General features: G+C 72.7%; 18 protein-coding genes. 16 read left to right on the forward strand and 2 right to left on the reverse strand.

Annotation, left to right across the window (positions count from 1 at the left end):
- The first annotated feature begins 53 nt into the window (after positions 1-53).
- The 11 genes from MTP13_RS12590 (at position 54) to MTP13_RS12640 (ending at position 17099) form a co-directional block, all read left to right on the forward strand.
- Positions 54-5378, forward strand: coding sequence for an Ig-like domain-containing protein (locus tag MTP13_RS12590; protein ID WP_243568089.1), 5325 nt, complete (start codon positions 54-56; stop codon positions 5376-5378).
- A 28-nt stretch (positions 5379-5406) separates the two neighbouring features.
- Entirely contained in the window at positions 5407-6375 is a 969-nt protein-coding gene (locus MTP13_RS12595) for an AAA family ATPase (protein WP_243568090.1), read from the forward strand.
- On the forward strand, positions 6372-7682 hold the full coding sequence (locus MTP13_RS12600; RefSeq protein WP_243568091.1) for a DUF58 domain-containing protein: 1311 nt from the start codon (positions 6372-6374) through the stop codon (positions 7680-7682). The genes MTP13_RS12595 and MTP13_RS12600 overlap by 4 nt, the downstream gene beginning before the upstream one ends.
- The gene (locus tag MTP13_RS12605; RefSeq protein ID WP_243568092.1) at positions 7679-10018 is read left to right on the forward strand and encodes a transglutaminase-like domain-containing protein; all 2340 of its coding nucleotides are present in this window, start codon (positions 7679-7681) and stop codon (positions 10016-10018) included. The genes MTP13_RS12600 and MTP13_RS12605 overlap by 4 nt, the downstream gene beginning before the upstream one ends.
- Positions 10019-10027: 9 nt before the next feature.
- Positions 10028-10585: an FHA domain-containing protein gene (locus MTP13_RS12610; protein WP_243568093.1), complete on the forward strand. Its 558-nt coding sequence runs from the start codon at positions 10028-10030 to the stop codon at positions 10583-10585.
- Between the two features lie 124 nt (positions 10586-10709).
- Positions 10710-12158: a 3-isopropylmalate dehydratase large subunit gene (gene leuC / locus MTP13_RS12615; RefSeq protein WP_243568094.1), complete on the forward strand. Its 1449-nt coding sequence runs from the start codon at positions 10710-10712 to the stop codon at positions 12156-12158.
- A gap of 2 nt (positions 12159-12160) precedes the next feature.
- Entirely contained in the window at positions 12161-12778 is a 618-nt protein-coding gene (gene leuD / locus MTP13_RS12620) for a 3-isopropylmalate dehydratase small subunit (protein WP_243568095.1), read from the forward strand.
- Positions 12779-14149: a UDP-N-acetylglucosamine 1-carboxyvinyltransferase gene (gene murA / locus MTP13_RS12625; protein ID WP_243568096.1), complete on the forward strand. Its 1371-nt coding sequence runs from the start codon at positions 12779-12781 to the stop codon at positions 14147-14149. It begins immediately after the preceding gene.
- 8 nt (positions 14150-14157) lie between these two features.
- A complete protein-coding gene (locus MTP13_RS12630; RefSeq protein WP_424221778.1) occupies positions 14158-14964 on the forward strand; it encodes a lysophospholipid acyltransferase family protein in 807 nt (268 codons plus the stop codon).
- Positions 14954-16093, forward strand: a complete 1140-nt coding sequence (locus tag MTP13_RS12635; protein WP_243568097.1) for an NAD(P)H-dependent glycerol-3-phosphate dehydrogenase — start codon at positions 14954-14956, stop codon at positions 16091-16093. The genes MTP13_RS12630 and MTP13_RS12635 overlap by 11 nt, the downstream gene beginning before the upstream one ends.
- Positions 15993-17099 (forward strand): D-alanine--D-alanine ligase family protein, encoded by a 1107-nt coding sequence (locus MTP13_RS12640; RefSeq protein ID WP_243568098.1) that lies wholly within the window; start codon positions 15993-15995, stop codon positions 17097-17099. Before MTP13_RS12635 ends, MTP13_RS12640 begins: the two co-directional genes overlap by 101 nt.
- 9 nt (positions 17100-17108) lie before the next feature.
- On the opposite strand, the gene MTP13_RS12645 is transcribed toward MTP13_RS12640, so the two are convergent.
- Complete coding sequence (locus MTP13_RS12645) at positions 17109-17612, reverse strand: DUF3515 domain-containing protein (protein ID WP_243568099.1); 504 nt, start codon at positions 17610-17612, stop codon at positions 17109-17111.
- A gap of 24 nt (positions 17613-17636) precedes the next feature.
- Between MTP13_RS12645 and thiL the strand changes: the two genes are divergently transcribed.
- Positions 17637-18632, forward strand: coding sequence for a thiamine-phosphate kinase (thiL, locus tag MTP13_RS12650; RefSeq protein ID WP_243568100.1), 996 nt, complete (start codon positions 17637-17639; stop codon positions 18630-18632).
- On the opposite strand, the gene rsmD is transcribed toward thiL, so the two are convergent.
- Entirely contained in the window at positions 18602-19204 is a 603-nt protein-coding gene (gene rsmD, locus MTP13_RS12655) for a 16S rRNA (guanine(966)-N(2))-methyltransferase RsmD (RefSeq protein WP_243568101.1), read from the reverse strand. The two genes, thiL and rsmD, sit on opposite strands and share 31 nt — an antisense overlap.
- A gap of 93 nt (positions 19205-19297) precedes the next feature.
- Here rsmD and MTP13_RS12660 point away from each other — a divergent pair, with 93 nt between their 5' ends.
- The 4 genes from MTP13_RS12660 to MTP13_RS12675 are packed head-to-tail and all read left to right on the forward strand — an operon-like array spanning position 19298 to position 23843.
- Entirely contained in the window at positions 19298-20098 is an 801-nt protein-coding gene (locus tag MTP13_RS12660; RefSeq protein ID WP_243568102.1) for a hypothetical protein, read from the forward strand.
- Positions 20095-22296, forward strand: a complete 2202-nt coding sequence (locus tag MTP13_RS12665) for an ATP-dependent DNA helicase RecG (protein WP_243568103.1) — start codon at positions 20095-20097, stop codon at positions 22294-22296. The genes MTP13_RS12660 and MTP13_RS12665 overlap by 4 nt, the downstream gene beginning before the upstream one ends.
- A gap of 42 nt (positions 22297-22338) precedes the next feature.
- A complete protein-coding gene (coaD, locus tag MTP13_RS12670; protein ID WP_243568104.1) occupies positions 22339-22830 on the forward strand; it encodes a pantetheine-phosphate adenylyltransferase in 492 nt (163 codons plus the stop codon).
- Positions 22831-22859: 29 nt separating this feature from the next.
- Positions 22860-23843 (forward strand): AAA family ATPase, encoded by a 984-nt coding sequence (locus MTP13_RS12675; protein ID WP_243568105.1) that lies wholly within the window; start codon positions 22860-22862, stop codon positions 23841-23843.
- Positions 23844-23845: the final 2 nt, after the last annotated feature.

Below are 23845 nucleotides of genomic sequence, written 5' to 3' on the forward strand. Positions count from 1 at the left end.
GGTGCCCGGGCCGTTCGACGACGACCCGACGACGGCACCGAGGGGGGAGCGCCATGGGGTTCTTCGGCGCCCGCCGCCGCACGATCGCCTCGGTCACCGCCCTCGCGGTGCTGGCCGGAGTGCCGATCGGCTTCGCAGTCCTGCACCAGGGCTTCCCCGTGACCGACCCCGACCTCCGGGTCCGCGAGGTCTGGGTCACGAACGCCGAGGAACTGCAGCTCGGCAGGCTCAATCGTCAGATCGACGAGCTCGACGCGGCCGTCGCGACCGCCGCGAGCGAGACCGACGTGTTCCAGCACGGCCAGGACGCCTTCGCCTACGACGCCTCCGCGGGTTCGATCGAGCGGGTGGACCCCGCGTTCACCACGCTCGTCGAACGGATCGACGTCCCGCCGGCCTCCGCGGTGGCGTACGGCGGCGAGGTGCTCGCGGTGCTCTCGCCGAAGGGCGAGCTGTGGACGGTGCCGGCCGCTGGCTCGCTCTCCTTCGACTGGCGCGGCACCGAGCCGATCGCGACGCTGGGCTCCGGCGCAGAGCTCGCGGTCAGCGAACGGGGGACCGTCTTCGCGAGCGACCCGAAGGCGGGCGAGCTGCTGAGCCTCGACCGGGGCTCGGAGACGCCCTCGCTCCGCTCGATCGGCAAGCTCGGCGAGCATGAGCTCGCCGCGGTGGGCGAACGGCCCGTGGTGCTCGATCTCGATGCCGACGAGCTGCTCGTCGACGAACGGCGCATCGAGCTGCCCGAGGGCGCCCTCCGGCTGCAGCAGTCCGGTCCCGAGGCATCCGAGGCGGTCGTCGCGACCGGCGACGCGCTCGTCTTCGCGCCGCTCGGCGGAGGCGAGGCGCGCGAGGTGCCGCGCGAGGGCGCGTCCACGAACGAGAAGCGGCCCGGCGTCGCCGCGCCCGTCCGGGTCGGCGACTGCGTGCACGGCGCGTGGGCCGAGGCCGGGCGCTACCTCGCCGTGTGCGACGGCAAGAAGCCCAGGGGCGTCGACCTCGAGCAGTCCACGGCCGGCGGGCGGCTCGAGTTCCGGGTCAACCGCGATGTCGTGGTGCTGAACAACCTCGCCAACGGGGACGCCTGGCTCCTCGACTCCGAGCTCCGCCTCGTCGACAACTGGGAAGAGGTGACGCCGCCCGAGGAGACCGACGAGCTCGAGGGCGACGAGAAGAGCGCCCAGCAGACCTTCGAGGACACGCTCGCCGAGCGCACCGAGCAGAATCGCCCGCCGGTCGCGCGGAACGACGACGTCGGGGTGCGCCCGGGACGCACGACCATCGTCGACGTGCTGGCGAACGACACCGATCCCGACGGCGACGTGCTGACGATCGCCCGCACGAGCGAGGTCGCCGAGGAGGCGGGCCGGCTGGACGTCATCGACGGCGGACGCGCCCTGCAGTTCACCCCGGCCGACGGAGCGGCCGGCACCGTGAGCTTCCGCTACACGGCCGACGACGGCCGCGGCGGCGTCGCCGAGGCGAGCGTCAACCTGCGCATCGTGCCCGAGAGCGAGAACAACGCGCCGAAGCCGATCCGCAACGGGGCGACGAGCGTCGAGCAGGGGCAGCAGATCTCCTACAACCTGCTCGCGGACTGGATCGATCCGGACGGCGACGACCTGTTCCTCGTCGACGCGTCGCCGACGAGCGGCGACCTCGTGCGCGCGAGCCCGGACGGCTTCGTGACCTTCGAGCACAAGTCGGCGGAGCTCGGCCTGAAGGAGGTCTCCTACACGGTCTCCGACGGCCAGACCTCGGCGACCGGCAAGCTCACGGTCGACGTGAAGCCGAGCGGTGCGCTGAACCCGATCGGCACGCCGGACTTCGCCCAGGCCTTCGTCGGCGAGAACGTGCTGATCCAGCCGCTCATGAACGACCTGTCGCCGTCGGGCGCGCCGATCGAGCTGCTGGGCGTGCCCGAGCCGCCGGAGGGGGCGAGCATCACGCCCAACCCCGAGCGCGGCACCATCGCCTTCTCCAGCAACACGCCCGGGGAGTACGTCTTCCTGTACGACCTCGGCGCCGGGGCCAATGTGAGCGTCGGGCTGGTGCGGGTGCAGGTCGTCGAGCCGCCCGCCGATGCGCCCGCGCCGATCGCCGTCAAGGACACGGCGTACCTGCGTCCCGGTGAGCCGACCTCGGTCTCGGTGCTCGCGAACGACGTGTCGCCGTCCGGGCGGGTGCTCGCCGTGCAGTCGATCGACGACACGGGCACCGACGGACTCGTCTCGGTGGAGCTGCTCACGAACACCGTCGCCCGGGTGAGCGCGTCGGAGGCGCTCGACCGGCAGCTGCAGTTCTCGTACACCGTCTCCGACGGCGTGAACACCGCGACCTCGACGGTGACGGTCGTGCCCGTGCCGCCGCTCGTGAAGCACCAGCCGCCGGTCGCGCTCGACGACTCGGCGATCGTGCGTGCGGGCGACATCGTCACCGTGCCCGTGCTCGAGAACGACTACCACCCCGACGCGGCGACGATGCGGCTCGACCCCGAGCTCGACCTCAGCGGCGCACCAGGGGCCCTCGCCTTCACGGACGGCGAGTCGGTGCGCTTCCAGGCGCCCGACGAGGCGGGCGTGCACACCATCGTCTACACGGTGCTCGACGACTTCGAGCAGCTCGCTCGCGCCACGGTCACCATCACCGTCATCGGGAGGGACGCCGAGAACCGCGCGCCCCTGCCCACCCCGCTCACCTCGCGCACCTTCGCCGGCTCCTCGGTGACCATCGACGTGCCGCTCGACGGCATCGACCCCGACGGCGACTCGGTCGTGCTGACCGGCATCGACCAGGCGCCGGCCCTCGGCCGCATCCTCGAACGCACGAGCACGTCGTTCACCTACGAAGCCTTCGCCGGGGGCAGCGGCACCGACGAGTTCCGCTACGTGCTGCGGGACACCCAGGGCGAGGAAGCCATCGGCACCATCCGGATCGGGGTCATCCCGCGCGCCGAGGTGCAGGCGCCGCCGACCGCGGTCGACGACGCGATCGAGATGAAGCCGGGCCGCACCGTCGGCGTCGACGTGCTGCTGAACGACTCCGACCCGAACGGGTACAGCCTGCACGTCGCGGACCTCCCGGAGGTCGACGAAGGCATCGAGGCCGAGATCCGCGACCGGCGTCGGGTCGTGGTGACCGCCCCGGAGGGTGAGGGCGCCTACACGATCCGCTACTCGATCTCGAACGGGCACGGCGGTACGGACACCGCCTTCCTGCAGCTCGCCGTGAGCGAAGACGCGGTGATCGACCCGCCGACGGCCGAGGATCAGGTGCTCGAGCCCGAACGGCTCGTGGCCGGCGAGGACGCCGTCGTCGATCCGTTGAAGGACGCGACGAACCCGGGCGGCCTCGTCGAGGACCTCGTCGTCACCGTCGAGGGCCCGAACGCGGGTCGCGCCGAGGTCGCCGCGGACGGCACGATCTCCGTGCGCCCCGCGCAGGAGCGCTACGCGGTGGCCTTCCGGCTCACGAACGAGCTCGACGAGCTGTCCGCGATGGCCTTCGTCATCGTGCCGCCCGTTCCCGACGGCGATGCGGTGCCCGAGGAGACCCAGCGCCCGAAGACGCCGGAGGAGATCGCGGCCGAGGAACGGGCGAAGTTCCCCGCGCCGTACCTGAAGAACCTCGGCGAGATCATCGTGCCGATGAACGGCAGCATCGAGTGGGGCGTCGGCGACCTCGTCGAGGTGCCGTCGGGCCAGCCCGCCACGATCCTCTCCGCCTCGGCGACGAACTCGGCCTCCTCGCCCATGGTGAGCGGCACCGAGCTGCGCTTCGAGCCGGAGCAGGACTACCGCGGCCCCGCGACGATGACGTTCGAGGTGACCGACGGCAAGGGTGCCGACGACCCGGTCGGCCGGCGGGCCATCCTGAGCTTCCCGATCACGGTCGGCGATCCCGGCTTCAACGACGTCGCCCCGACGTTCACGCCGCGCAGCGAGACCATCGAGGCCGGCGAGGCTCCGCTCGAGGTCGACCTGCGCGAGATGACCGATCAGCCGAACCCCGACAACATCGCGAAGGTCAGCTACACCGGCCTCAGCGGTCAGACGGAGGAGATCCAGGCGGAGATCGTCGACGGCTCGATCCTGCGCATGCAGGCGCCGCTCGGCGTGCAGCCGGGCACCTCGGCGCGGCTCTCCTTCCAGCTCGGCTTCAACGAGTTCACCGTGCCCGGCTACGTCGACGTGCAGGTCGTGTCCTCGACGCGCGCCAAGCCGCGGGCGGTCGCCGACCCCGACACGGGCGAGCTCTACGTCGAGCGGGGCGAGTCGATCACAGTGCCGGTGCTCGAGAACGACTTCAACCCCTTCGCCCAGGACGGCGTGCCGCTGCGTGTCGTCGGCGCCGAGGTCGCGAGCGTCGGGGCGAACGCCACGACGAGCTTCACCGCCGAGGACGTCACGATCAACACCGGCTCCGCCTTCGTCGGCACGGTGACGGTGAACTACCGCATCGAGGACGGTACGAAGGACCCGGCCCGCCAGGCGCAGGGGCAGGTGACGGTGATCGTGCGGGATGCCCCGGACGCGCCGGGCGCACCGGAGATCACCGGCAGCGGCAGCGGTCAGGTCTCCCTCAAGTGGAACGCTCCCGCCAACAACAACGCGGCGATCAGCGGCTACGAGGTCACCTGGACGGGGTCGGGCTATCGGCCGTTCGGCGCCGACGCGGCGGGCACGGTCGTGACCATCGACGGCCTGACGAACGGCCAGGCGTACACGTTCAAGGTGCGCGCGATCAACGTCGTCGGCACGAGCGCCGACTCCGAGGCCTCGCGGTCGGTGACGCCCTGGGGCACGCCGAGCGCCCCGCGGAACGTCAGCGTCAGCGCCGACGGCAACGCCACGACGACGGTCCGGGCGAGCTGGGACCCGCCCGCGCAGGACGGCGGCGGACAGCTCCGCTACCAGGTGCGCTACGACGGCGGCGGCTGGCAGAACGTGCCCGGCCGGGCGGCGAGCTTCCCCGGCCAGGGCGCCGGCACCCACACGGTCGAGGTCCGCGCGATCAACGGCGGCAACAACGAGGGGCCCGGCGCCTCCGGCCGCGTCACCGTGAACAATCCGCCCCCGCCCTCGCCGAGCGCGTCCGTGTACAAGGGCGGCGACAGCGGATGCTGCCGCTACGTCGCGGCCAGGTACTCCGACTTCACGCCCGGCTCGTACACCGTGACCGTCGAGTACCAGCACTGGAGCACGAGTGCCGGCTGGACCTCGATGTCGTCGCAGCGGATGAACCTCGGCAGCGGCGGCAGCTTCCAGACCCTCAGCTACCTGGGCGAGGTGAACCCGGCCGAGTTCCCGGGCGTGCGCATCCGCTTCCAGGGGCCGGGCGGCACCTTCTACAGCGGCGTCGCGAATTGGGGCGCGCTCTGATGATTCCCACCGTGGAGGTACGAACGACATGGCAGTGACGCAGGAGCAGGCGGAGTGGTTCCGCGACGCCTTCGGGCGACTCGTCGAGAACATCGACCGGGCCATCCTCGGCAAGCGCGACATCATCGCGCTCGTGCTGACGGCCATGCTCTCCGAGGGGCACGTGCTGCTCGAGGATGTGCCGGGCACCGGCAAGACCGTGCTCGCCAAGGCGCTCGCGAACACCCTCGACGGCACGAACTCGCGCATCCAGTTCACGCCGGACCTGCTGCCCTCCGACGTCACGGGCGTCACGATCTTCGACCAGACGAAGGGGCGGTTCGAGTTCCACCGCGGCCCGATCTTCGCCTCGGTCGTGCTCGCCGACGAGATCAACCGCGCCAGCCCGAAGACGCAGTCGGCGCTGCTCGAGGTGATGGAGGAGGGGCGGGTCACCGTCGACGGCGTCGGCTACGAGGTCGAGCGCCCCTTCATGGTGATCGCCACCCAGAACCCCGTCGAGCAGGCGGGCACCTATGCGCTGCCCGAGGCCCAGCTCGACCGCTTCCTCATCAAGACCTCGCTCGGGTACCCCGACCACGCCGCGGCCGTCGCCGTGCTCCTGGACTCGGCGAACCGGGCGCGAGCCGACGGGATCACCCCGATCATCGCCGCGAGCTCGATCTCCGCGATGTCGGCCCTCGCCGCTGAGGTCTACGTCGACGAGTCGGTCGTGTCGTACCTGAACGAGGTCGTCACGGCGACCCGGGAGCACCCGGATTCCGCGCTCGGCGTGAGCATGCGCGGCGCTCTCGCGCTGGCCCGTGCCGCGAAGACGTGGGCGATCGCCCAGGGACGCGGCTACGTGACGCCCGACGACATCCGCGAGCTCGCCGTGCCCGTGCTCTCGCACCGCATCATCGTCGACCCGGAGGCGGAGTTCACCGGCGTCACGGCGACCGACATCGTGGCCCGCGCCCTCGCCGACGTGGCGCCGCCCGCCTACCGGGCGGCATGACGCAGGACGCCGGCGCCGCGCCGCAGCCTTCGCAGTCCCGACTGGCCTTCCAGGCCGTCGGGCGCTCCGTCGTGCGCGCGGCCGGCTCGCTCGGCGACGGGATCGGCCGGGCCTGGACGGCCGTCGCAGCCTTCGTCCGCCCGGTCACGAGCCTGGTCTCCACGACGGGATGGCTCGTGCTGGTCGCCGCGCTCGCGGCGGCGCTCATCGCGCTCGTCTTCGACTGGGTGGAGTTCGGCTTCCTCGCCGCGACGCTCGCCGGAGCCATCCTCGTCGCCGTGCCCTTCGTGTTCGGCCGGCTGCGCTACCGGGTCGGCGTCGAGCTCGAGCCGCGCCGGGTGGTCGCGGGGGAGCGGGCGCTCGGGCGCCTGACCGTCGTGAACGACGGCACCGCGAACTCGGTCTCCTCGCGCATCGAGCTGCCTGTGGGCGAGGGCTCGGCGGTGTTCCGGATCCCGTCGCTGGAGCCCCGGGCCGAGCACGAGGAGCTCTTCGCCGTGCCGACGAACCGGCGGGCCGTCATCGTCGCCGGCCCCGCCATCTCGGTGCGCGGCGACGAGCTCGGCCTGCTCCGCCGCACGGTGCGCTGGAACGACCCGGTCGAGCTCTTCGTGCATCCGGTCACGGCCCGGCTCCGTCCGTCCGCCGCCGGGCTCGTGCGCGACCTCGAGGGCGAGGTGACGAAGGTCATCACCGATCACGACCTCTCCTTCCACGCGCTCCGCGCCTACGAGCCGGGCGACCCGCTGCGGAACGTCCACTGGCGCAGCTCGGCCCGCACCGGCCGGCTCATGGTGCGGCAGTACGAGGAGACCCGGCGCTCCGAGCTCGTGCTCCTGCAGTCGACGGAGGAGACGCACTACGACGACGAGGCCGAGTTCGAGCTGGGCGTCTCGGTGTTCGCCTCGATCGGGGTGCAGCTGATCCACGACGCCACCAAGACGGTGTGCGCCACCGAGCGGATGCGGCTCCGGACGACGAGCACGACGAGCCTCCTCGACGACACCTGCCGGATCGCGCCGTACGCGCGGCGCGGCGGTCCGGCGCTCGGCGGACTGCGCGAGCTCGTGCGCGACCGCATCCGGCTGGCGCCGGCGGCGAGCGTCGTCGTCCTCGTCACCGGCGGCGCGCAGCCGCTCAGCGAGGTCCGGGCGGTGCAGACGGTTCTCCCTCCCGAGACCCCGCTCGTCGCCGTCCGGGTGCAGCGCGGCGCCGAGTCGCGCATCGCGAAGGTCGGCCGCAGCACGGTCGCGACGATCGGCGAGCTCGGCGAGCTCGCCGCGGTGATGCGGAGGGTCCGGCCGTGACCGCCGCACGCCCCGCCGCCCCGGCGCCCGCCGCACCGTCCCGCCTCGCCGGGACGGTGACGGCCACGCAGCTCGTCGACCTCGGCGTGCTCGCCGCCCTCTGCCTGCTCGCCGTCGCCGGCTACGAGACGAGCTTCGGCGGCATGGACTTCCTCCTCGCCGCCGTCGGCGGGCTCGTCGTCGGCACCGGGGCCGCGCTGCTCGGCTCGCTGCTGCGCCTCGGGGTGCTGAACACCGTGCTGCTCGCGCTCGCGGCCTACTTCCTGCTCGGCACGCCGTTCGCGATGCCCGGGCAGGGGATCGCCGTGGTGCTGCCGAGCCTCGACTCGCTGGCCGGCCTCGCGATCGGCGCCGTCTACGGCTGGGCCGATCTCGTGACCATCGCCGCGCCGGTCGAGGCGCCGTACTACGTCGCGGCCGTGCCGTACGTCGCGACGTGGCTCGTCTCGCTCGTCGGCGGCCTCCTCGTGCTCCGCTGGCTGCCCGCCCGCCGCACGGTGCTGCGCGCGGCGGTGCTGCTGATCGGCCCCGTTCTGCTCTACATCTCCGGCATCCTGCTCGGCACGGACGAGGCGTTCCTCGCGGCGGTGCGGGGCGTGGCCTTCGGTGCGCTCGCACTCCTCTGGCTGGCGTGGCGGCGCAGCACGGGCATCGAACAGGGCGGGGCGGACGGGCGCACGCTGCTCCGGCGCGCGGGCGGCGCGGCCGCCGTCGTCGGCGGCGCGGTCGTCGTCGGCACGGTCGCCGGCCTCGCCTTCGCGCCGACCGCCGCCGAGCGCTTCGTGCTCCGCGACGAGATCGTGCCGCCGTTCGACGCGCGCGAGTTCTCGAGCCCGCTCGCCGGGTTCCGGAGCTATACGAAGGACCTCGCCGAGGAGCCGGTGCTCCGGGTGCGCGGGATGCAGCCGGGCGATGTGCTCCGGCTGGCCTCGATGGATGCCTACACGGGCCGACTCTTCACGGTGGCGGGCCCGGAGTCCGCGGTGGACGGGGGCTACGCGATCGTCGGCGAGACGCTGCCGAAGCCGACGCTCGCCGAGCTCGGCAGCGAACGGCACCTCGAGGTCGAGTCGCTCGCGTACCACGACGTCTGGCTGCCGACGATCGGCTACGGCTCGCAGCTGCGGCTGATCGACGACGGCACCGCCGGGCGGGCGGGCGACCTCAGGTACAACGCCGACGCGGGCACCGCCGTGCTCACGAGCGGGTTCCAGGCGGGCGGCAGCTACGCGCTCGACGCCCGCATCCAGGTGCAGCCCGATCCCGACGCCCTCGCCGACGTCCCGGTCGCCCGGCTCGAGCTGCCGCCCGTCGATCAGCTGCCGGACGTCGTCGCGGCGAAGGCGGAGGAGTACGCGGGCGACGAGGAGAGCGCGATCGGACGCATCCGGGCGATCGAGACGGGGCTGAAGACGAACGGCTTCCTCAGCCACGGCCTCGCCTCGGACTCCGTCGCCTCGCGCGCGGGCCACGGTGCGGACCGACTGATCGAGCTGTTCACGCGCTCCCAGATGGTGGGCGACGAGGAGCAGTACGCCGCCGCGATGGCGCTCATGGTCCGGCAGCTCGGCTATCCGGCCCGGGTCGTGATGGGCTTCGCCCCCGAGGTGCAGGAGGGGGCCGAGGAGGTCGAGGTGCGCGGCGAGGACGTGACCGCCTGGGTCGAGGTCCCGTTCGAGGGCATCGGCTGGGTGAGCTTCCGCCCGACTCCCGATCAGGTCGACGTGCCGCAGGAGCAGACCCCGCGGCCGAAGAGCGAGCCGCAGCCGCAGGTGCGCCAGCCGCCGCGCAACGAGTCCACCGACGACGAACTGCTCACGACGGTCGAGATCGACGACACCGAGGACGAGAAGCGGGACCATCCCTTCGAGGTGCCCGCCTGGGTCTGGGTGCTCGCGGGCTCGCTCGGCATTCCGCTCGCCGTGGTCTTGCTGCCGCTGCTGTTCGTCACGCTCGCGAAGCGTCGGCGGCGGGCGCGCCGGCTCCGGGAACGCCCCGATCGCAGCTCGGCCGGTGCCTGGGACGAGCTCGTCGACCGCTATGCCGAGCTCGGGCTCGAACCACCGGAGCGGGCGACGCGCCGGCAGACGGCCCTCGCGCTCGCCGGCCAGTCCGGCGAGCAGGGGCTCGCCGGCGCCGAGTCGCTGGCTGCACTCGCCGCCGCCGTCGATCGGGACGTCTTCGAGGGCCGTGAGCTCGACGAGGAGGTCGCGACCCAGCGCTGGACGGAGGCGGATGCCGTGGCCGCCGCCGCGACGGCCGCAGCCGGCCGCGTCCGGCGCATCGTGAGCCGCTACCGCTATTCGCGGCGACGGAAGCGGGGGCGCCGCCGCTAGGCTGGCGACGTGGACGGGTCCGACTTCATCGTGCCGCCGCCGGGGCTCGTGCCCGGCGAACCGCCGGCCGCCCCCGAGCGCGCCTCGAAACCCGTCGAGCGCACGCTGCCCTCGTTCGCCCCGGGCCGGAGCGGCCCGCCGCCGCTCCGGCCGACGCCCGGCGGCCCCGTCGTGCAGGCGCCGCCGCCGATCGACCCGGCGTTCGAGGTCACGGGGGAGCGCGTCCGGTGGCGGCTCGCCGCCGCGGGCGGCGCCGACGCGGTCGTCACGGGTCCGTCGGTGCTCGGCCGGGCGCCGCGCATCGAGGATGCGGAGGGAGCGAGCGCCGCCGTCCCGATCGACGATCCGAGCCGCACGGTGTCGAAGACCCACGCGCTGGCCGTCCCGGCGGGCGCGGCGCTCGCGATCACGGACCTGCACTCCACGAACGGCGTCCGCATCGAGCGCCCGGGGGCGGAGCCGGAAGAACTCGCGCCGGGCGGGACCGGACTCGTGGGCGACGGCGAGGTGCTCGTTCTCGGGCGCCTGCGGCTGCTCGTGGCGAGACTGCCCTCGCCGAACGTGTAATCTGTCAGGGTGCGTGCACGGCGACTTCTGCTTCGGTGCCGCGGCGGGGCCTCGTTCTAGGCCCTTCCCCGCCGCGGAGTCCGTCGACGGCTGATTCAGAGCAGAACCGAAGGAAGACCACCGCATGACCGCGTCAAGCGAACGCCCCCGCACCCTCGCCGAGAAGGTGTGGGACGACCACCTCGTCAAGCAGGGCGAGGACGGCACCCCCGACCTCATCTACATCGACCTGCACCTGGTGCACGAGGTGACGAGCCCGCAGGCCTTCGACGGCCTGCGCATGGCCGGTCGGCCGGTCCGCCGCCCCGACCTCACGATCGCGACCGAGGACCACAACACCCCGACGCTCGACATCGACAAGCCCATCGCCGATCTGACGAGCCGCACGCAGATCGAGACGCTGCGTCGCAACGCGGCCGAGTTCGGCATCCGCCTGCACTCGCTCGGCGACAAGGAGCAGGGCATCGTCCACGTCGTCGGCCCGCAGCTCGGCCTCACGATGCCCGGCATCACGGTCGTCTGCGGTGACTCGCACACCTCGACGCACGGCGCGTTCGGCGCGATGGCGTTCGGCATCGGCACGAGCGAGGTCGAGCACGTGCTCGCGACGCAGACGCTGCCGCTGAAGCCGTTCAAGACGATGGCGATCAACGTCGAGGGCACCCTGCGACCTGGCGTCACGGCCAAGGACATCATCCTCGCGGTGATCGCGAAGATCGGCACCGGCGGCGGCCAGGGCTACGTGCTCGAGTACCGCGGCAGTGCCATCCGAGCACTGTCGATGGACGGCCGGATGACGATCTGCAATATGTCCATCGAGGCCGGCGCCCGCGCCGGCATGGTCGCGCCCGACGAGACCACCTTCGCCTACCTGAAGGGCCGCGCGCACGCGCCCGAGGGCGCCGACTGGGATGCCGCGGTCGAGTACTGGAAGACGCTGCCGAGCGACGAGGGCGCCGAGTTCGACGCCGAGGTCTTCATCGACGCCGACGCCCTCGAGCCCTTCGTCACCTGGGGCACGAACCCCGGCCAGGGCGTCTCGCTCTCCGAACGCGTGCCGGACCCCGCGGCCATCGACGACCAGCACGAGCGCGCCGCCGCCGAGCGCGCCCTCGAGTACATGGACCTCCGACCGGGCGTGCCGCTCAAGGAGATCAAGGTCGACGCGGTCTTCATGGGCTCGTGCACGAACAGCCGCATCGAGGACCTGCGCGCCTTCGCGTCCATCGTCGCCGGCAAGCAGAAGGCCGAGGGCGTCCGCGTCATGGTCGTGCCCGGCTCCGCGCGGGTGCGCCTCGAGGCCGAGGCCGAGGGGCTCGACAAGGTCTTCGAGGCCTTCGGCGCCGAGTGGCGCTTCGCCGGCTGCTCGATGTGCCTGGGCATGAACCCGGACCAGCTCGCACCGGGGGAGCGCTGCGCGTCGACCTCGAACCGCAACTTCGAGGGGCGGCAGGGCAAGGGCGGCCGCACCCACCTGGTGTCCCCGCTCGTGGCGGCGGCGACCGCGATCCGCGGCACGCTCTCGAGCCCCTGGGATCTCGAACAGGCCGTGACCGAGGTGGAGGCGAAGTAATCATGGAGAAGATCAGCACCGTCACCGGCGTCGCCGTTCCGCTGCGCCGTTCGAACGTCGACACCGATCAGATCATCCCCGCGGTGTTCCTGAAGCGCGTCACGAAGACCGGCTTCGACGACGCCCTCTTCCACGGCTGGCGCCAGGACCCGGAGTTCATCCTCAACCAGCCCGCATACCGGGGCGCGAGCGTGCTCGTCGCCGGCCCCGACTTCGGCACCGGTTCGAGCCGCGAGCACGCCGTGTGGGCGCTCCGCGACTTCGGGTTCCAGGTCGTCATCTCGAGCCGCTTCGGCGACATCTTCCGCGGCAACGCCGGCAAGCAGGGGCTGCTCGCCGCGCTCGTCGCGTACGAGGACATCGAGCGCATCTGGGAGGTCATCGAGGCCGAGCCGGGAATGCCGGTCACGGTGGATCTCGTTGACCGTACGGTGAGCGCAGGCGAGCTCACGGTTTCGTTCGAGATCGACGACTACACTCGGTGGAGGCTGTTGGAGGGACTCGACGACATCGGGCTCACTCTGCGCGAAGAAGAGGCCATCGCCGAGTTCGAACAGCATCGAGCGGCATGGCGGCCAACAACGCTCCCGATCCGGGAGCCGGCGGAAGCAGGGAACTGAGTGAACACACTCGTTGATGACGCGAAGCAGCACGGGAGCGCAGTGGGACTCGAGGTCGACAAGATCACGATCAACGGCGGCAAGCCGCTGCGGGGCCGCATCGAGCTGAAGGGCGCGAAGAACCTCGTCACCAAGGCGATGGTCGCGGCGATCCTCGGCGACACGCCCAGCGTGCTGAAGGACGTGCCGAACATCAGCGACGTCCGCATCGTCCGCGGTCTGCTCGAGGTGCACGGCGTGACCGTCACCGAGGGCGAGGAGCCCGGCGCGCTGGTGCTCGACCCCTCGGGCGTCGCGCAGGCGCACATGGCCGACATCGACGCCCACGCCGGGTCGAGCCGCATCCCGATCCTGTTCTGCGGGCCCCTGCTGCACCGCCTCGGCGAGGCGTTCATCCCCGACCTCGGCGGGTGCCGCATCGGCGACCGGCCGATCGACTACCACCTCGAGGTGCTGCGCAACTTCGGCGCGATCGTCGAGAAGCTGCCGAGCGGCATCCGCATGTCGGCTCCGAACGGGCTGAAGGGCGCGAAGGTCGAACTGCCGTACCCGAGCGTCGGCGCGACCGAGCAGGTGCTGCTCACGGCGACCCTCGCCGACGGCATCACCGAGCTCACCGGTGCCGCGATCGAGCCCGAGATCATGGATCTCATCAACATCCTGCAGAAGATGGGTGCGATCATCACGGTCGACACCGACCGCGTCATCCGCATCGAGGGCGTCGACCGGCTCTCCGGCTACAGCCACCGCGCGCTGTTCGACCGCAACGAGGCCGCGAGCTGGGCGGCCGCGGCCCTCGCGACCGACGGCGACATCTTCGTCGGCGGCGCCCGCCAGGCCGAGATGCTCACCTTCCTGAACGTCTTCCGCAAGGTCGGCGGCGACTTCGAGATCGAAGAGGACGGCATCCGCTTCTTCCACCCCGGCGGCGAACTCCGCTCCACGATCATCGAGACCGACGTGCACCCCGGCTTCATGACCGACTGGCAGCAGCCGCTCGTGATCGCCCTCACGAAGGCCAAGGGCGTCTCGATCGTGCACGAGACCGTCTACGAGCAGCGCTTCGGCTTCGTCGACGCGCTCGTCGAGATGGGCGCGAAGATCGACGTGCACAAGGAGTGCCTGACGGGCAAGCCGTGCCGCTTCGGCCAGCGCAACTTCAAGCACTCGGCCGTCATCTCCGGGCCCGCCAAGCTGACCGGTGCCGACATCGAGGTGCCCGACCTGCGCGGCGGGTTCAGCCACCTCATCGCGGCGCTGACGGCCGAGGGCCGATCGACCGTGTCGAACGTCGGCATCATCGCCCGTGGCTACGAGAACTTCATCGGGAAGCTCGAGCTGCTCGGGGCGGACTTCGAACTCGAAGGGTGAACGGCCAGGTGGCGAACGACGACGGCGCGGATGAGTCGAAGCCGGTGAGTGATCCGCCTCCGGCGGCGGGGGCGAAACCGCGGTCGGAGACCCGGCGGCCCTCCTTCTTCTGGTTCCTCGCGGCGATCATCCTGCCGATCATCAACCTCGGGGTGAAGTACCGCTTCCACCACCGCGAGCGCATGCCGCAGTCGGGGGCGTTCGTGCTCGCGCCGAACCACTACAGCGAGATCGACCCGGTCGTGATGGGCGCCGCGAGCTGGAAGCTGGGTCGCGCCCCGCGCTTCCTGGCGAAGGCCTCGCTCTTCAAGGTGCCGGTCGTCGGCTGGGCGCTGCGCGCCTCGGGCCAGATCCCGGTCGAGCGCAGCGGCAGCCGGGGGCACGACGCCCTTCGGGCCGCCGAGGAGCTCGTCGAGAAGGGGCGGATGGTCATCGTCTACCCCGAGGGCTCGCTGACGCGGGACCCGGATCTCTGGCCCATGCGCGGCAAGACGGGCGCGGTGCGCATCGCGCTCGAGCGAGGCATCCCGCTCGTCCCCGCCGCCCACTGGGGCACCCAGGCCCTCATGCCGCGCTACGGCAAGAAGCTGAGCCTGTTCCCGCGCAAGACGATCGACGTCGCCATCGGCGAGCCCGTCGACCTCACGCCCTACCGCGGCCGGCCGCTCGACCAGGCGACGATGGTCGCGGCCACCGCCGACCTCATGGACGCGATCGCCGAGCTGCTGGCCGAGCTGCGCGGCGAGCCGGCTCCCGCCGAGCGCTGGGACCCCGTCGTGCACGGCCAGAAGGAGACGGGCCGCCTTGAAGACTAGGAACGGCCCACGCAAGCCCCACGGCACCCGCGTCGCGGTGCTCGGGGCGGGAAGCTGGGGCACGACCTTCGCGAAGATCCTCGCCGACGGCGGCGCCGACGTGATGCTCTGGGCGAGGCGGCCGGAGCTCGCCCGCGAGATCCAGGAGGCGCAGCGCAACAGCGACTACCTCCCCGGCATCAACCTGCCGCGGGGCCTCCGCTCGACGAGCCGGCTCGATCTCGCCCTGGCCGGGGCGGAGCAGGTCTACATCTCGGTGCCGAGCCAGTCGCTCCGCGACAACCTCGAGGCCATCACCCCGCACCTGCACGCCGACGCGATCGTCGTCTCGCTGATGAAGGGCGTCGAGAAGGCGAGCGGCCTGCGCATGAGTCAGGTCATCGCCGAGGTGCTGCCGATCGACGAGTCGCGCATCGCGGTCATCTCCGGCCCGAACCTCGCGCTCGAGATCGCGAAGGAGCAGCCCACGGCGGCCGTCGTCTCCTCCTCGAGCCTCGAGACGGCGCAGGCCGTCGCCTCGGTGTCGCGCAACCGGTACTTCCACTCCTTCGTGAACACCGACGTGCCGGGCACCGAGTTCGGCGGTGTGCTGAAGAACCTGATCGCGGTGGCGATCGGCATCGTCGACGGCGCCGGCTACGGCGAGAACACGAAGGCCTCCATCCTCACCCGCGGCCTCGTCGAGATGACGGACTTCTCGGTCGCCTACGGGGCGCAGGCCGAGACGCTGTCGGGCCTCGCCGGCCTCGGCGACCTCATCGCGACCTGCCAGTCGCCGCTGTCGCGCAACAACACCGCGGGGCGGCTGCTCGGGCAGGGCTACCACTTGAAGGACGTCGTCGAGCGCATGCAGCAGACGACCGAGGGGCTGGCCTCGGTCGGCCCGATCCTCGAGCTGGCGAAGGCGAAGGGCGTCGCGATGCCCATCGTCGAGCAGGTGCGCCAGGTGCTCGCCGGCACGCTGGCCCCGCGCGACATCGCCCCGCATCTCACGACGGACGACGAGCCCCAGGGCGAAAGGACGAACGATGGACAAGCTCAGGGTGGTTCTGCTCTTCGGCGGGCGTTCAAGCGAGCATTCGATCAGCTGCGCTACGGCGGGGGGAGTGCTGGGGGCGATCGACCGTGACCGCTTCGAGGTGATCCCGGTCGGGATCACCCGCGACGGTGCGTTCGTGCTCGAGTCGGATGACCCGGCGCGCTTCGCCCTCGACCCGGCGCAGCTGCCCGAGGTCGTCGACAACGGCACCCGGGTGAGCTGGCCCGACAGCGCCGTCTCGCGCGAGCTGCGGGTGACGACGGTGTCCGCCGACGGCGGCTCGGAAACCCGCTCGCTCGGCGACGTCGACGTGGTGTTCCCGATCCTGCACGGCCGCTTCGGCGAGGACGGCACGATCCAGGGCCTGCTCGAGCTGCTCGGCCTGCCCTACGTCGGCAACGGCGTTCTCGCATCGGCGGCGGGCATGGACAAGCACGCGACGAAGACGCTGCTCGAGGGCGCCGGCATCCAGGTCGCCCCGTGGGTGACGCTCACCCGCCAGGCGCTCACCGCCGATCCGGTGCTGTGGCAGCGCCGCGTGCAGGCGCTGGGTCTGCCGGTGTTCGTGAAGCCGGCCCGCGCCGGCAGCTCCGTGGGCGTCACGAAGGTGAGCGACTGGGCGGCGTTCGACGCGGCGCTCGACGTCGCGTTCGCCGAGGACCGCAGCGTGCTCGTCGAGTCCGCCGTGGCGGGCCGCGAGATCGAGATCGCGGTGCTCGAGGGGCCGGAGCCGGGCGAGATCGGCGTCAGCGTCGCGGGCGAGGTCGTCGTGACCGGTCGCGACTTCTACGACTTCGAGGCGAAGTACCTGGATGCGCCCGGCATCGAGCTCGTCTGCCCGGCGGAGCTGGGCGACGGCGAGCTGTTCGAGCTGCAGCGCATCGCTCGGCGCGCCTTCGAGGCGCTCGGCGCCGAGGGGCTCGCCCGCGTCGACGTCTTCCTGACCGACGAGGGCTACGTCGTGAACGAGGTGAACACGATGCCCGGCTTCACGCCGATCTCGATGTTCCCGACGTGCTGGCTGAACTCCGGGCTCAGCTACCCCGAGCTGATCACCCGCCTCATCGAGGTCGGCGCGGCCCGCGGCGCCCGCTGAGCCTTCGGCTCAGCCCTCGCTCGGCACCTCGCCGAGGTCGTCGACCGAGGTGCACCCGCCGTCGGCCGGGATGACGCCGACCGCGTTCGAGAGATCGGCGATGGCCGTGGTGCCGCCGACGACGTCGTTGTCGACGAGCACCTCGACCGCCGGCGTTCGGCCGTACGTCGTGAACAGGTAGCGCGGGGCGTCGGACTCGTCGATGATCCAGTCGATGCCGTCGACGCTCACGCAGCGCTCGGTGGTCGGCCCGGGAACCGGGACCCCGCAGCGCAGCAGGACCGAGGCCGGCTCGCCCCATGCCCCGGTGCCCTGCGCGTTCGTCTCCCGCTTCGGCAGCTCGGCCACGGTGTCCGGAAGCCGAACCACGAGCGAGGCGCAGTCGGCGTCCGAGGCCTCGGGGGCGGGCTCGAACGGCACGATCGGGGTGCAGGCGGCGAGCAGCAGGGCGGCGGGGGCGATCACGGCGGCGGCGCGCAGGGCGCGGCGGAGCCGGGTGGGGCGGAGAGACATCCAGGCCAGGCTAGCGTGGGAGCCATGGAAGACGCTCTGAGCGCCGCGGCCTCGATCGGACGGCTCGGCGAGGATGCGGTGCTGGCCAGGGTGCTGCCCCGACTCGCCCCGGGGGAGTCGGCCCTGCTCGGCGCGGGCGACGACGCCGCGGTGGTCGCCGCGGCCGACGGGCGCTTCGTCGTCACGACCGACCTCATGGTGCACGGGCCGGACTTCCGGCTCGCCTGGTCGACGCCGTTCGAGCTCGGCTGGAAGGCGGCGGCCACGAACCTCACCGACGTCGCCGCGATGGGGGCGCGGCCGACGGCGCTCACGGTCGCGATCGCGGCCCCGCCCGAGCTCGACGTCGCCGTGCTCGAGGGCATCGCCGACGGGCTCCGAGAGGCGCTCGCGATCCTCGCGCCGGGTGCCGGCGTCGTGGGCGGCGACCTCTCCGTCTCGACGGTGCTGACCCTCGCGGTGACCGCTTTCGGCGACCTGGAGGGGCGTGCGCCGGTGCTGCGCTCCGGGGCCCGCGTCGGCGACGTGCTGGCGCACGCCGGAGTGAGGGGCGATGCGGCGCGCGGCCTGGCGCTGCTGTTCGACGAGGCGCGGGACGCCACGGGGGAGCCGGATGCCTCGCTCGCCGCCCTGCTGCGCCGGCGCGAGCCGGAGCTCCTCGCGGCGCAACTCGCCCCGCAGCCGCCCGTCGCCGCGGGCGTCGATGCGGCCGTCGCCGGGGCGACCGCCATGCTCGACGTGTCCGACGGGCTCGCCCGCGACGCCCGGCGCATCGCGGTCGCGAGCGGGGTCGGCCTCGACTTCGACGGCGGCGCGCTCGGACCGGATCCGCGGCTCGCCCTCGCGGGCGCGGAGGATCATGGACTGCTCGCGACCTTCCCCGCGGGCGCAGTGCTGCCCGCACCCTTCGAAGCGATCGGGCGGGTCGTCGACGCCCCGGGCCGGCTCTCGCTCGACGGCGAGCCGGTCGAAGCGCTCGGCTGGGACCCCTACTCGGGATGGGACGGGCGTTCGGGCTGATCCGGGACCTCGGCCCACCACAGGGTCGTCTCGCCGTAGTCGCGGCGGCGCTCGAGCTCGATGCCGGCGGGCCAGGACGGCTCGGCGGAACGGGCGCTCCGCTCCACGACGACCAGCGCGCCGTCGGCGAGCGCCGGAGCGAGCGCGGCGAGCTCTCGGGCGAGCTCGGGCTCGCCGAGCTCGTACGGCGGATCGATGAAGACGAGGTCCCAGGGGCCGGGGGCCGCGCCGGGCTCGAGGAACGCGGCGACGCTGCGCTGGGCGACCCGGATGGTCGGCGCGGCGCCGCGAGGCGCCGCGCGGCGCACGGCGTCGGCGTTCCTGCGGCAGATGTCCGCGGCGGGCTTGGCGCGCTCGACGAGCACGACCTCGGCCGCGCCGCGGCTCGCGGCCTCGAGCCCGAGGGCGCCGGAGCCGGCATAGAGGTCGAGCACTCGCGCGCCCGCGATGGCGTCCCGCGCCTCGAGCGCGGAGAAGATCGCCTCGCGCACGCGATCGCTCGTCGGCCGGGTGCCCGTGCGGGGGACGGCGAGGGTCTGGGAGCCGGCGAACCCGGCGATGATGCGCGTCATGCTCCACGCAGCTTAGCGGCGGACCGTCTGTCCGAGCGGTCATCCGCCGTCAAGGGGTCGCCCGTTCGGGGGTGGCGCTGCCATGATGGGAACGTGGACGATTCGACCGAACTTTCAGCCAGTTCGTCCCATCGGGGCACGGAACAGCGCGAGATCGACCGGCTGTGGGACTTCGCCGATCCGGTGGCGAGCGAGCAGCGCTTCCGCGCGGCATCCGCCGATCCGGAGCGCACCGCCCATAAGCGCGCGGTCATGGCCGCGCAGCTCGCGCGCGCCGTGGGCCTCCAGGGGCGCACCGAGGAGGCGCTCGCGGTGCTCGACGGCGTGGCCGCCGCGGCGCCGGGATCGGAGTCCGGGCCCGAGGCCGCCGAGCTGCGCGCCCGGGTCGCGCTCGAGCGCGGACGCCTGCACGCGGCCGCCGGACGGCCGGAGGATGCGCTGCCGGAGCTGACCCTCGCCGTCCGCGAGGCTGCCGCCGCCGGCGCCGCGTTCCTGGTGCTCGACGGCCTGCACATGCTCGCGCTGACCGACGGCGGTCACGAGGAGGAGTGGGCGGCCGAGGGCTTCGACGTGCTCGCCGGCTCCCGCGACCCGCGCGTGCTGCGCTGGGGCATCGCGCTGCACAACAACCTCGGCTGGACGAAGCACGACGCGGACGACGCCGTCGCCGCGCTGCACCATTTCACGCTCGCCGCCGAGGCCGCCGAGCAGTACGGCAGCGCCGAGCAGCTCAGGGTCGCGCGCTGGTCGATGGCACGGGCGCTGCGCACGCTCGGCCGGACCGAGGAGGCCCTGGCCATCCAGCGCGCGCTCGACGCCGAGCGCGCCGACGACCCGTTCGTGACGGCCGAGATCGAGGCGTTGACGGGGGCACGGCCTACGATCGAGGCATGACCGTCGCAGCAGCCGAGCCGAGCGTGGAGCCCGGCTCCTTCGCCCTGGAATCGAAGCTCGCGACGGCGCTCGGCTCGCGCACGGCGCAGGCGATCGAGCGCGCGTTCGGCTACCGCACCGTCGGCGAGTTCCTCTCGCACTACCCGCGGCGCTACGCGATGCGCGGCGAGCTGACGGCGCTCGACTCGCTGCCGCTCGACGAGAACGTGACGATCGTGGCCGAGGTCCTCGAGGTGCGCGAGCGGCCCATGCGGCAGCGGCGCGGCTCCATCGTCGAGGCGAAGATCTCCGACGGCAACGGCGTGCTCGTCCTCACCTTCTTCAACCAGTCCTGGCGGCAGAACGAGCTGCAGCCCGGGCGGCGGGGAATCTTCGCGGGCAAGGTCGGCTCCTACAAGGGCGCCAGGCAGCTCGCGCATCCCGACTACGAGCTCTTCGACGACGAGACCCCCCGCACGGTCGACGAGGCCGAGGCGGTGCGCTGGGCGCAGGCGCCGATCCCGATCTACCCGGCGACCTCGACGATCGCCAGCTGGCAGCTCGCGAAGTCGATGGCGCTCGTGCTCGACGGGCTCGGCCGGGTCGACGACCCGCTGCCCGCCGAGGTGCGCGAGGCCCGCGGCCTCGAGGGGCACCGCCGGGCGCTGGAGCTGATCCATCGGCCCTCGACCGAGGGCGACTGGAAGGGGGCGCGGCGCACGCTGCGCTTCACCGAGGCCTTCGTGCTGCAGACCGCGCTCCTGCAGCGGCGTGCGGCGCTCCGTTCGCACGCGGCGATCGAGCGCCGGCCGACGCCCGGTGGCCTGCTCGAGCGCTTCGACGCGGCGCTCGGTTTCGAGCTCACCGACGATCAGCACGAGGTCGGCCGCGAGATCGCCGAGGACCTCGCGAGCGCCGCGCCGATGAACCGCCTCGTCCAGGGCGAGGTCGGCTCGGGCAAGACCCTCGTCGCGCTGCGGGCGATGCTCGCGGTGGCCGACTCCGGCGGGCAGGCGGCGCTGCTCGCGCCCACCGAGGTGCTCGCCGCCCAGCACGTGCGCTCCATCGCCAAGGTCCTCGGCCCCGAGCTCTCGGCCGAGCTCATCCCGACGCTCGTCACCGGCCAGCTGCCCGCGGCCGAACGGCGCAAGGCGCTGCTCCGGGTCGCCGCGGGGCAGGCCCGCATCGTCGTCGGCACCCACGCGCTCATGGGCGACCGGGTGACGTTCGCCGACCTCGGGCTCGTCGTCGTCGACGAGCAGCACCGCTTCGGCGTCGAGCAGCGCGAGGCCCTGCGGCTGAAGGGGCGCACCGCGCCGCACGTGCTCGTGCTCACGGCGACGCCGATCCCGCGCACGGTCGCCATGACGGTGTTCGGCGACCTCGACGTCTCCACCATCCGGCAGCTCCCCGCCGGCCGCGCGGGCATCACCTCGCAGGTGGTGCCGCTCGCCATCCGTCCGGCCTGGCGATCGCGCATCTGGGAGCGGCTCGCCGAGGAGCTCGCCCTGGGCAGGCAGGCGTTCGTCGTCTGCCCGGCGATCGATCAGAAGCAGGCGGAGGACGACGGCGAGCCGGTCGAGCCGGCCGAGGCGGATGCCGGGCCGGCGGCCACCGTGATCGCGACGCTGGCCGAGCTCCGCGAGCATCCGCAGCTCGGCTCGGCCCGCATCGAGGCGCTGCACGGTCGCATGGCCGCCGACGAGAAGGACCGAGTCATGCGCGCGTTCGCCGCGGGCGAGATCGACGTGCTCGTCGCCACCACGGTCATCGAGGTGGGCGTCGACGTGCCGAACGCGAGCGCCATGGTCGTCGTCGACGCCGACCGTTTCGGCGTCTCGCAGCTCCACCAGTTGCGCGGCCGGGTCGGCCGTGGCGGAGTGCCGGGGCTGTGCCTGCTGGTGACCCGGGCGACGCCCGGCTCGGTGGCGCTGCAGCGCGTCGAGGCGGTCGCCGCGACGCTCGACGGCTTCGAGCTCGCGCAGGTCGACCTGGAGCTCCGCCAGGAGGGCGACGTGCTCGGCGCCCGCCAGTCGGGCGGCCGCTCCTCGCTGAAGCTGCTGCGGGTGGTGCGCGACGCCGAGCTCATCGGCGAGGCGCGCGGCCACGCCGCCGCGGTCCTCGAGGCAGACCCCGGCCTCGACGGCCACGCGGCGCTCGCGGAGGCCGTGCGCCGGCGCCTCGACGACGAGGCCAGCGAGTTCCTGAGCAAGAGCTGAGGCGGCCGAGCCCGCGGCTGCGCCGGGCACTACGCTGGAGTCATGCAGCGGATCGCCGTCGTTCCCGGCTCGTTCGACCCCGTCACCCTCGGACACCTCGATGTCATCGGGCGTGCCGCCGGCCTCTACGACCAGCTCCACGTCGTCGTGGTGCACAACCCCGACAAGAGCGCCCTCCTGCCGATCGCCCAGCGGGTCGCGCTGATCGAGCAGTCCATCTCGGACGCGGGCATCCAGGGCGACATCGTCGTGGCGAGCTGGAGCATGGGCCTGCTCGTCGACTACTGCACCGACGTCGGGGCGAGCGTGCTCGTGAAGGGCATCCGCTCCCAGCTCGACGTGGCCTACGAGACGCCCATGGCGATCGTGAACCGCCACCTGGCCGGCGTCGAGACGGTGTTCCTCCTGCCCGACCCGGCGAACGCGCACGTCTCGAGCTCGCTGGTGCGTCAGGTCGCCTCCCTCGGCGGCGACGTCGGCCCCTACGTCCCGGCCTCCGTCGCCGAGTACCTCGCGGGGGCGATGACCCCGTGAGCGAGGCGGGCGCAGCGACCATGACGGGGATGCCGGAACCGGGCATCGACGAGGTCGGCGCCCGCGCCGCGGCCATCGTCGCCAACGTCGAGACCGTCATCAGCGGCAAACGTGAAGCGGTCGTCTCGGCGCTCACCGTGCTGCTCGCGGAGGGGCACCTGCTGATCGAGGACGTGCCCGGCGTCGGCAAGACGATGCTGGCACGTTCGCTCGCGCGCTCCGTGGACCTCACGGTGAGCCGCATCCAGTTCACCCCCGATCTGCTGCCGAGCGACGTCACCGGCGTCTCGGTGTTCGACCAGTCCACGCGGAGCTTCACCTTCAAGCCCGGGCCGGTGTTCGCGAACCTCGTCATCGGTGACGAGATCAACCGGGCCAGCCCGAAGACCCAGTCCGCACTGCTCGAGTGCATGGAGGAGCGGCAGGTCACCGCCGACGGCGTCACGCACCGACTCGGCCGCCCCTTCGTCGTCGTCGCCACGCAGAACCCGGTCGAGATGGAGGGCACGTATCCGTTGCCCGAGGCGCAGCGCGACCGCTTCATGGCGCGCATCTCGATGGGCTATCCGGCGCAGGCCGACGAGCTCGCGATGCTCTCCACGCGCGAGACGGCGAGTCCCATCGAACTCGTCGACCCCGTCGTCGGGCTCGACGAGCTGCAGGGCATGATCCGCACCGTGTCGCGGGTGTTCACCTCCGCCCCCGTCAAGGAGTACGCCGTCGAGCTCGCCCGGGCGACGCGCGAGGACCGGCAGCTGCGGCTCGGGGCGAGCCCGCGGGCGACGCTGCAGCTCGTGCGCGCCGCGAAGGCGCACGCGGCGATGCACGGCCGCGATTTCGTGCTGCCCGACGACATCGACGCCCTGGCCGTGCCCGTGCTCGCGCACCGACTCGTCCCGACGAGCCGTGCGCTCGGCTCGCACGACCACGACAGCGGGCCGCTCATCGACACCATCGTGCGCCGGATCGTCGCAGACACGCCGGTGCCGATCGGCAGCGCGCGAAGGGACTAGCC

The organism is Agromyces soli, from assembly GCF_022811605.1.
Taxonomy (GTDB): domain Bacteria; phylum Actinomycetota; class Actinomycetes; order Actinomycetales; family Microbacteriaceae; genus Agromyces; species Agromyces soli.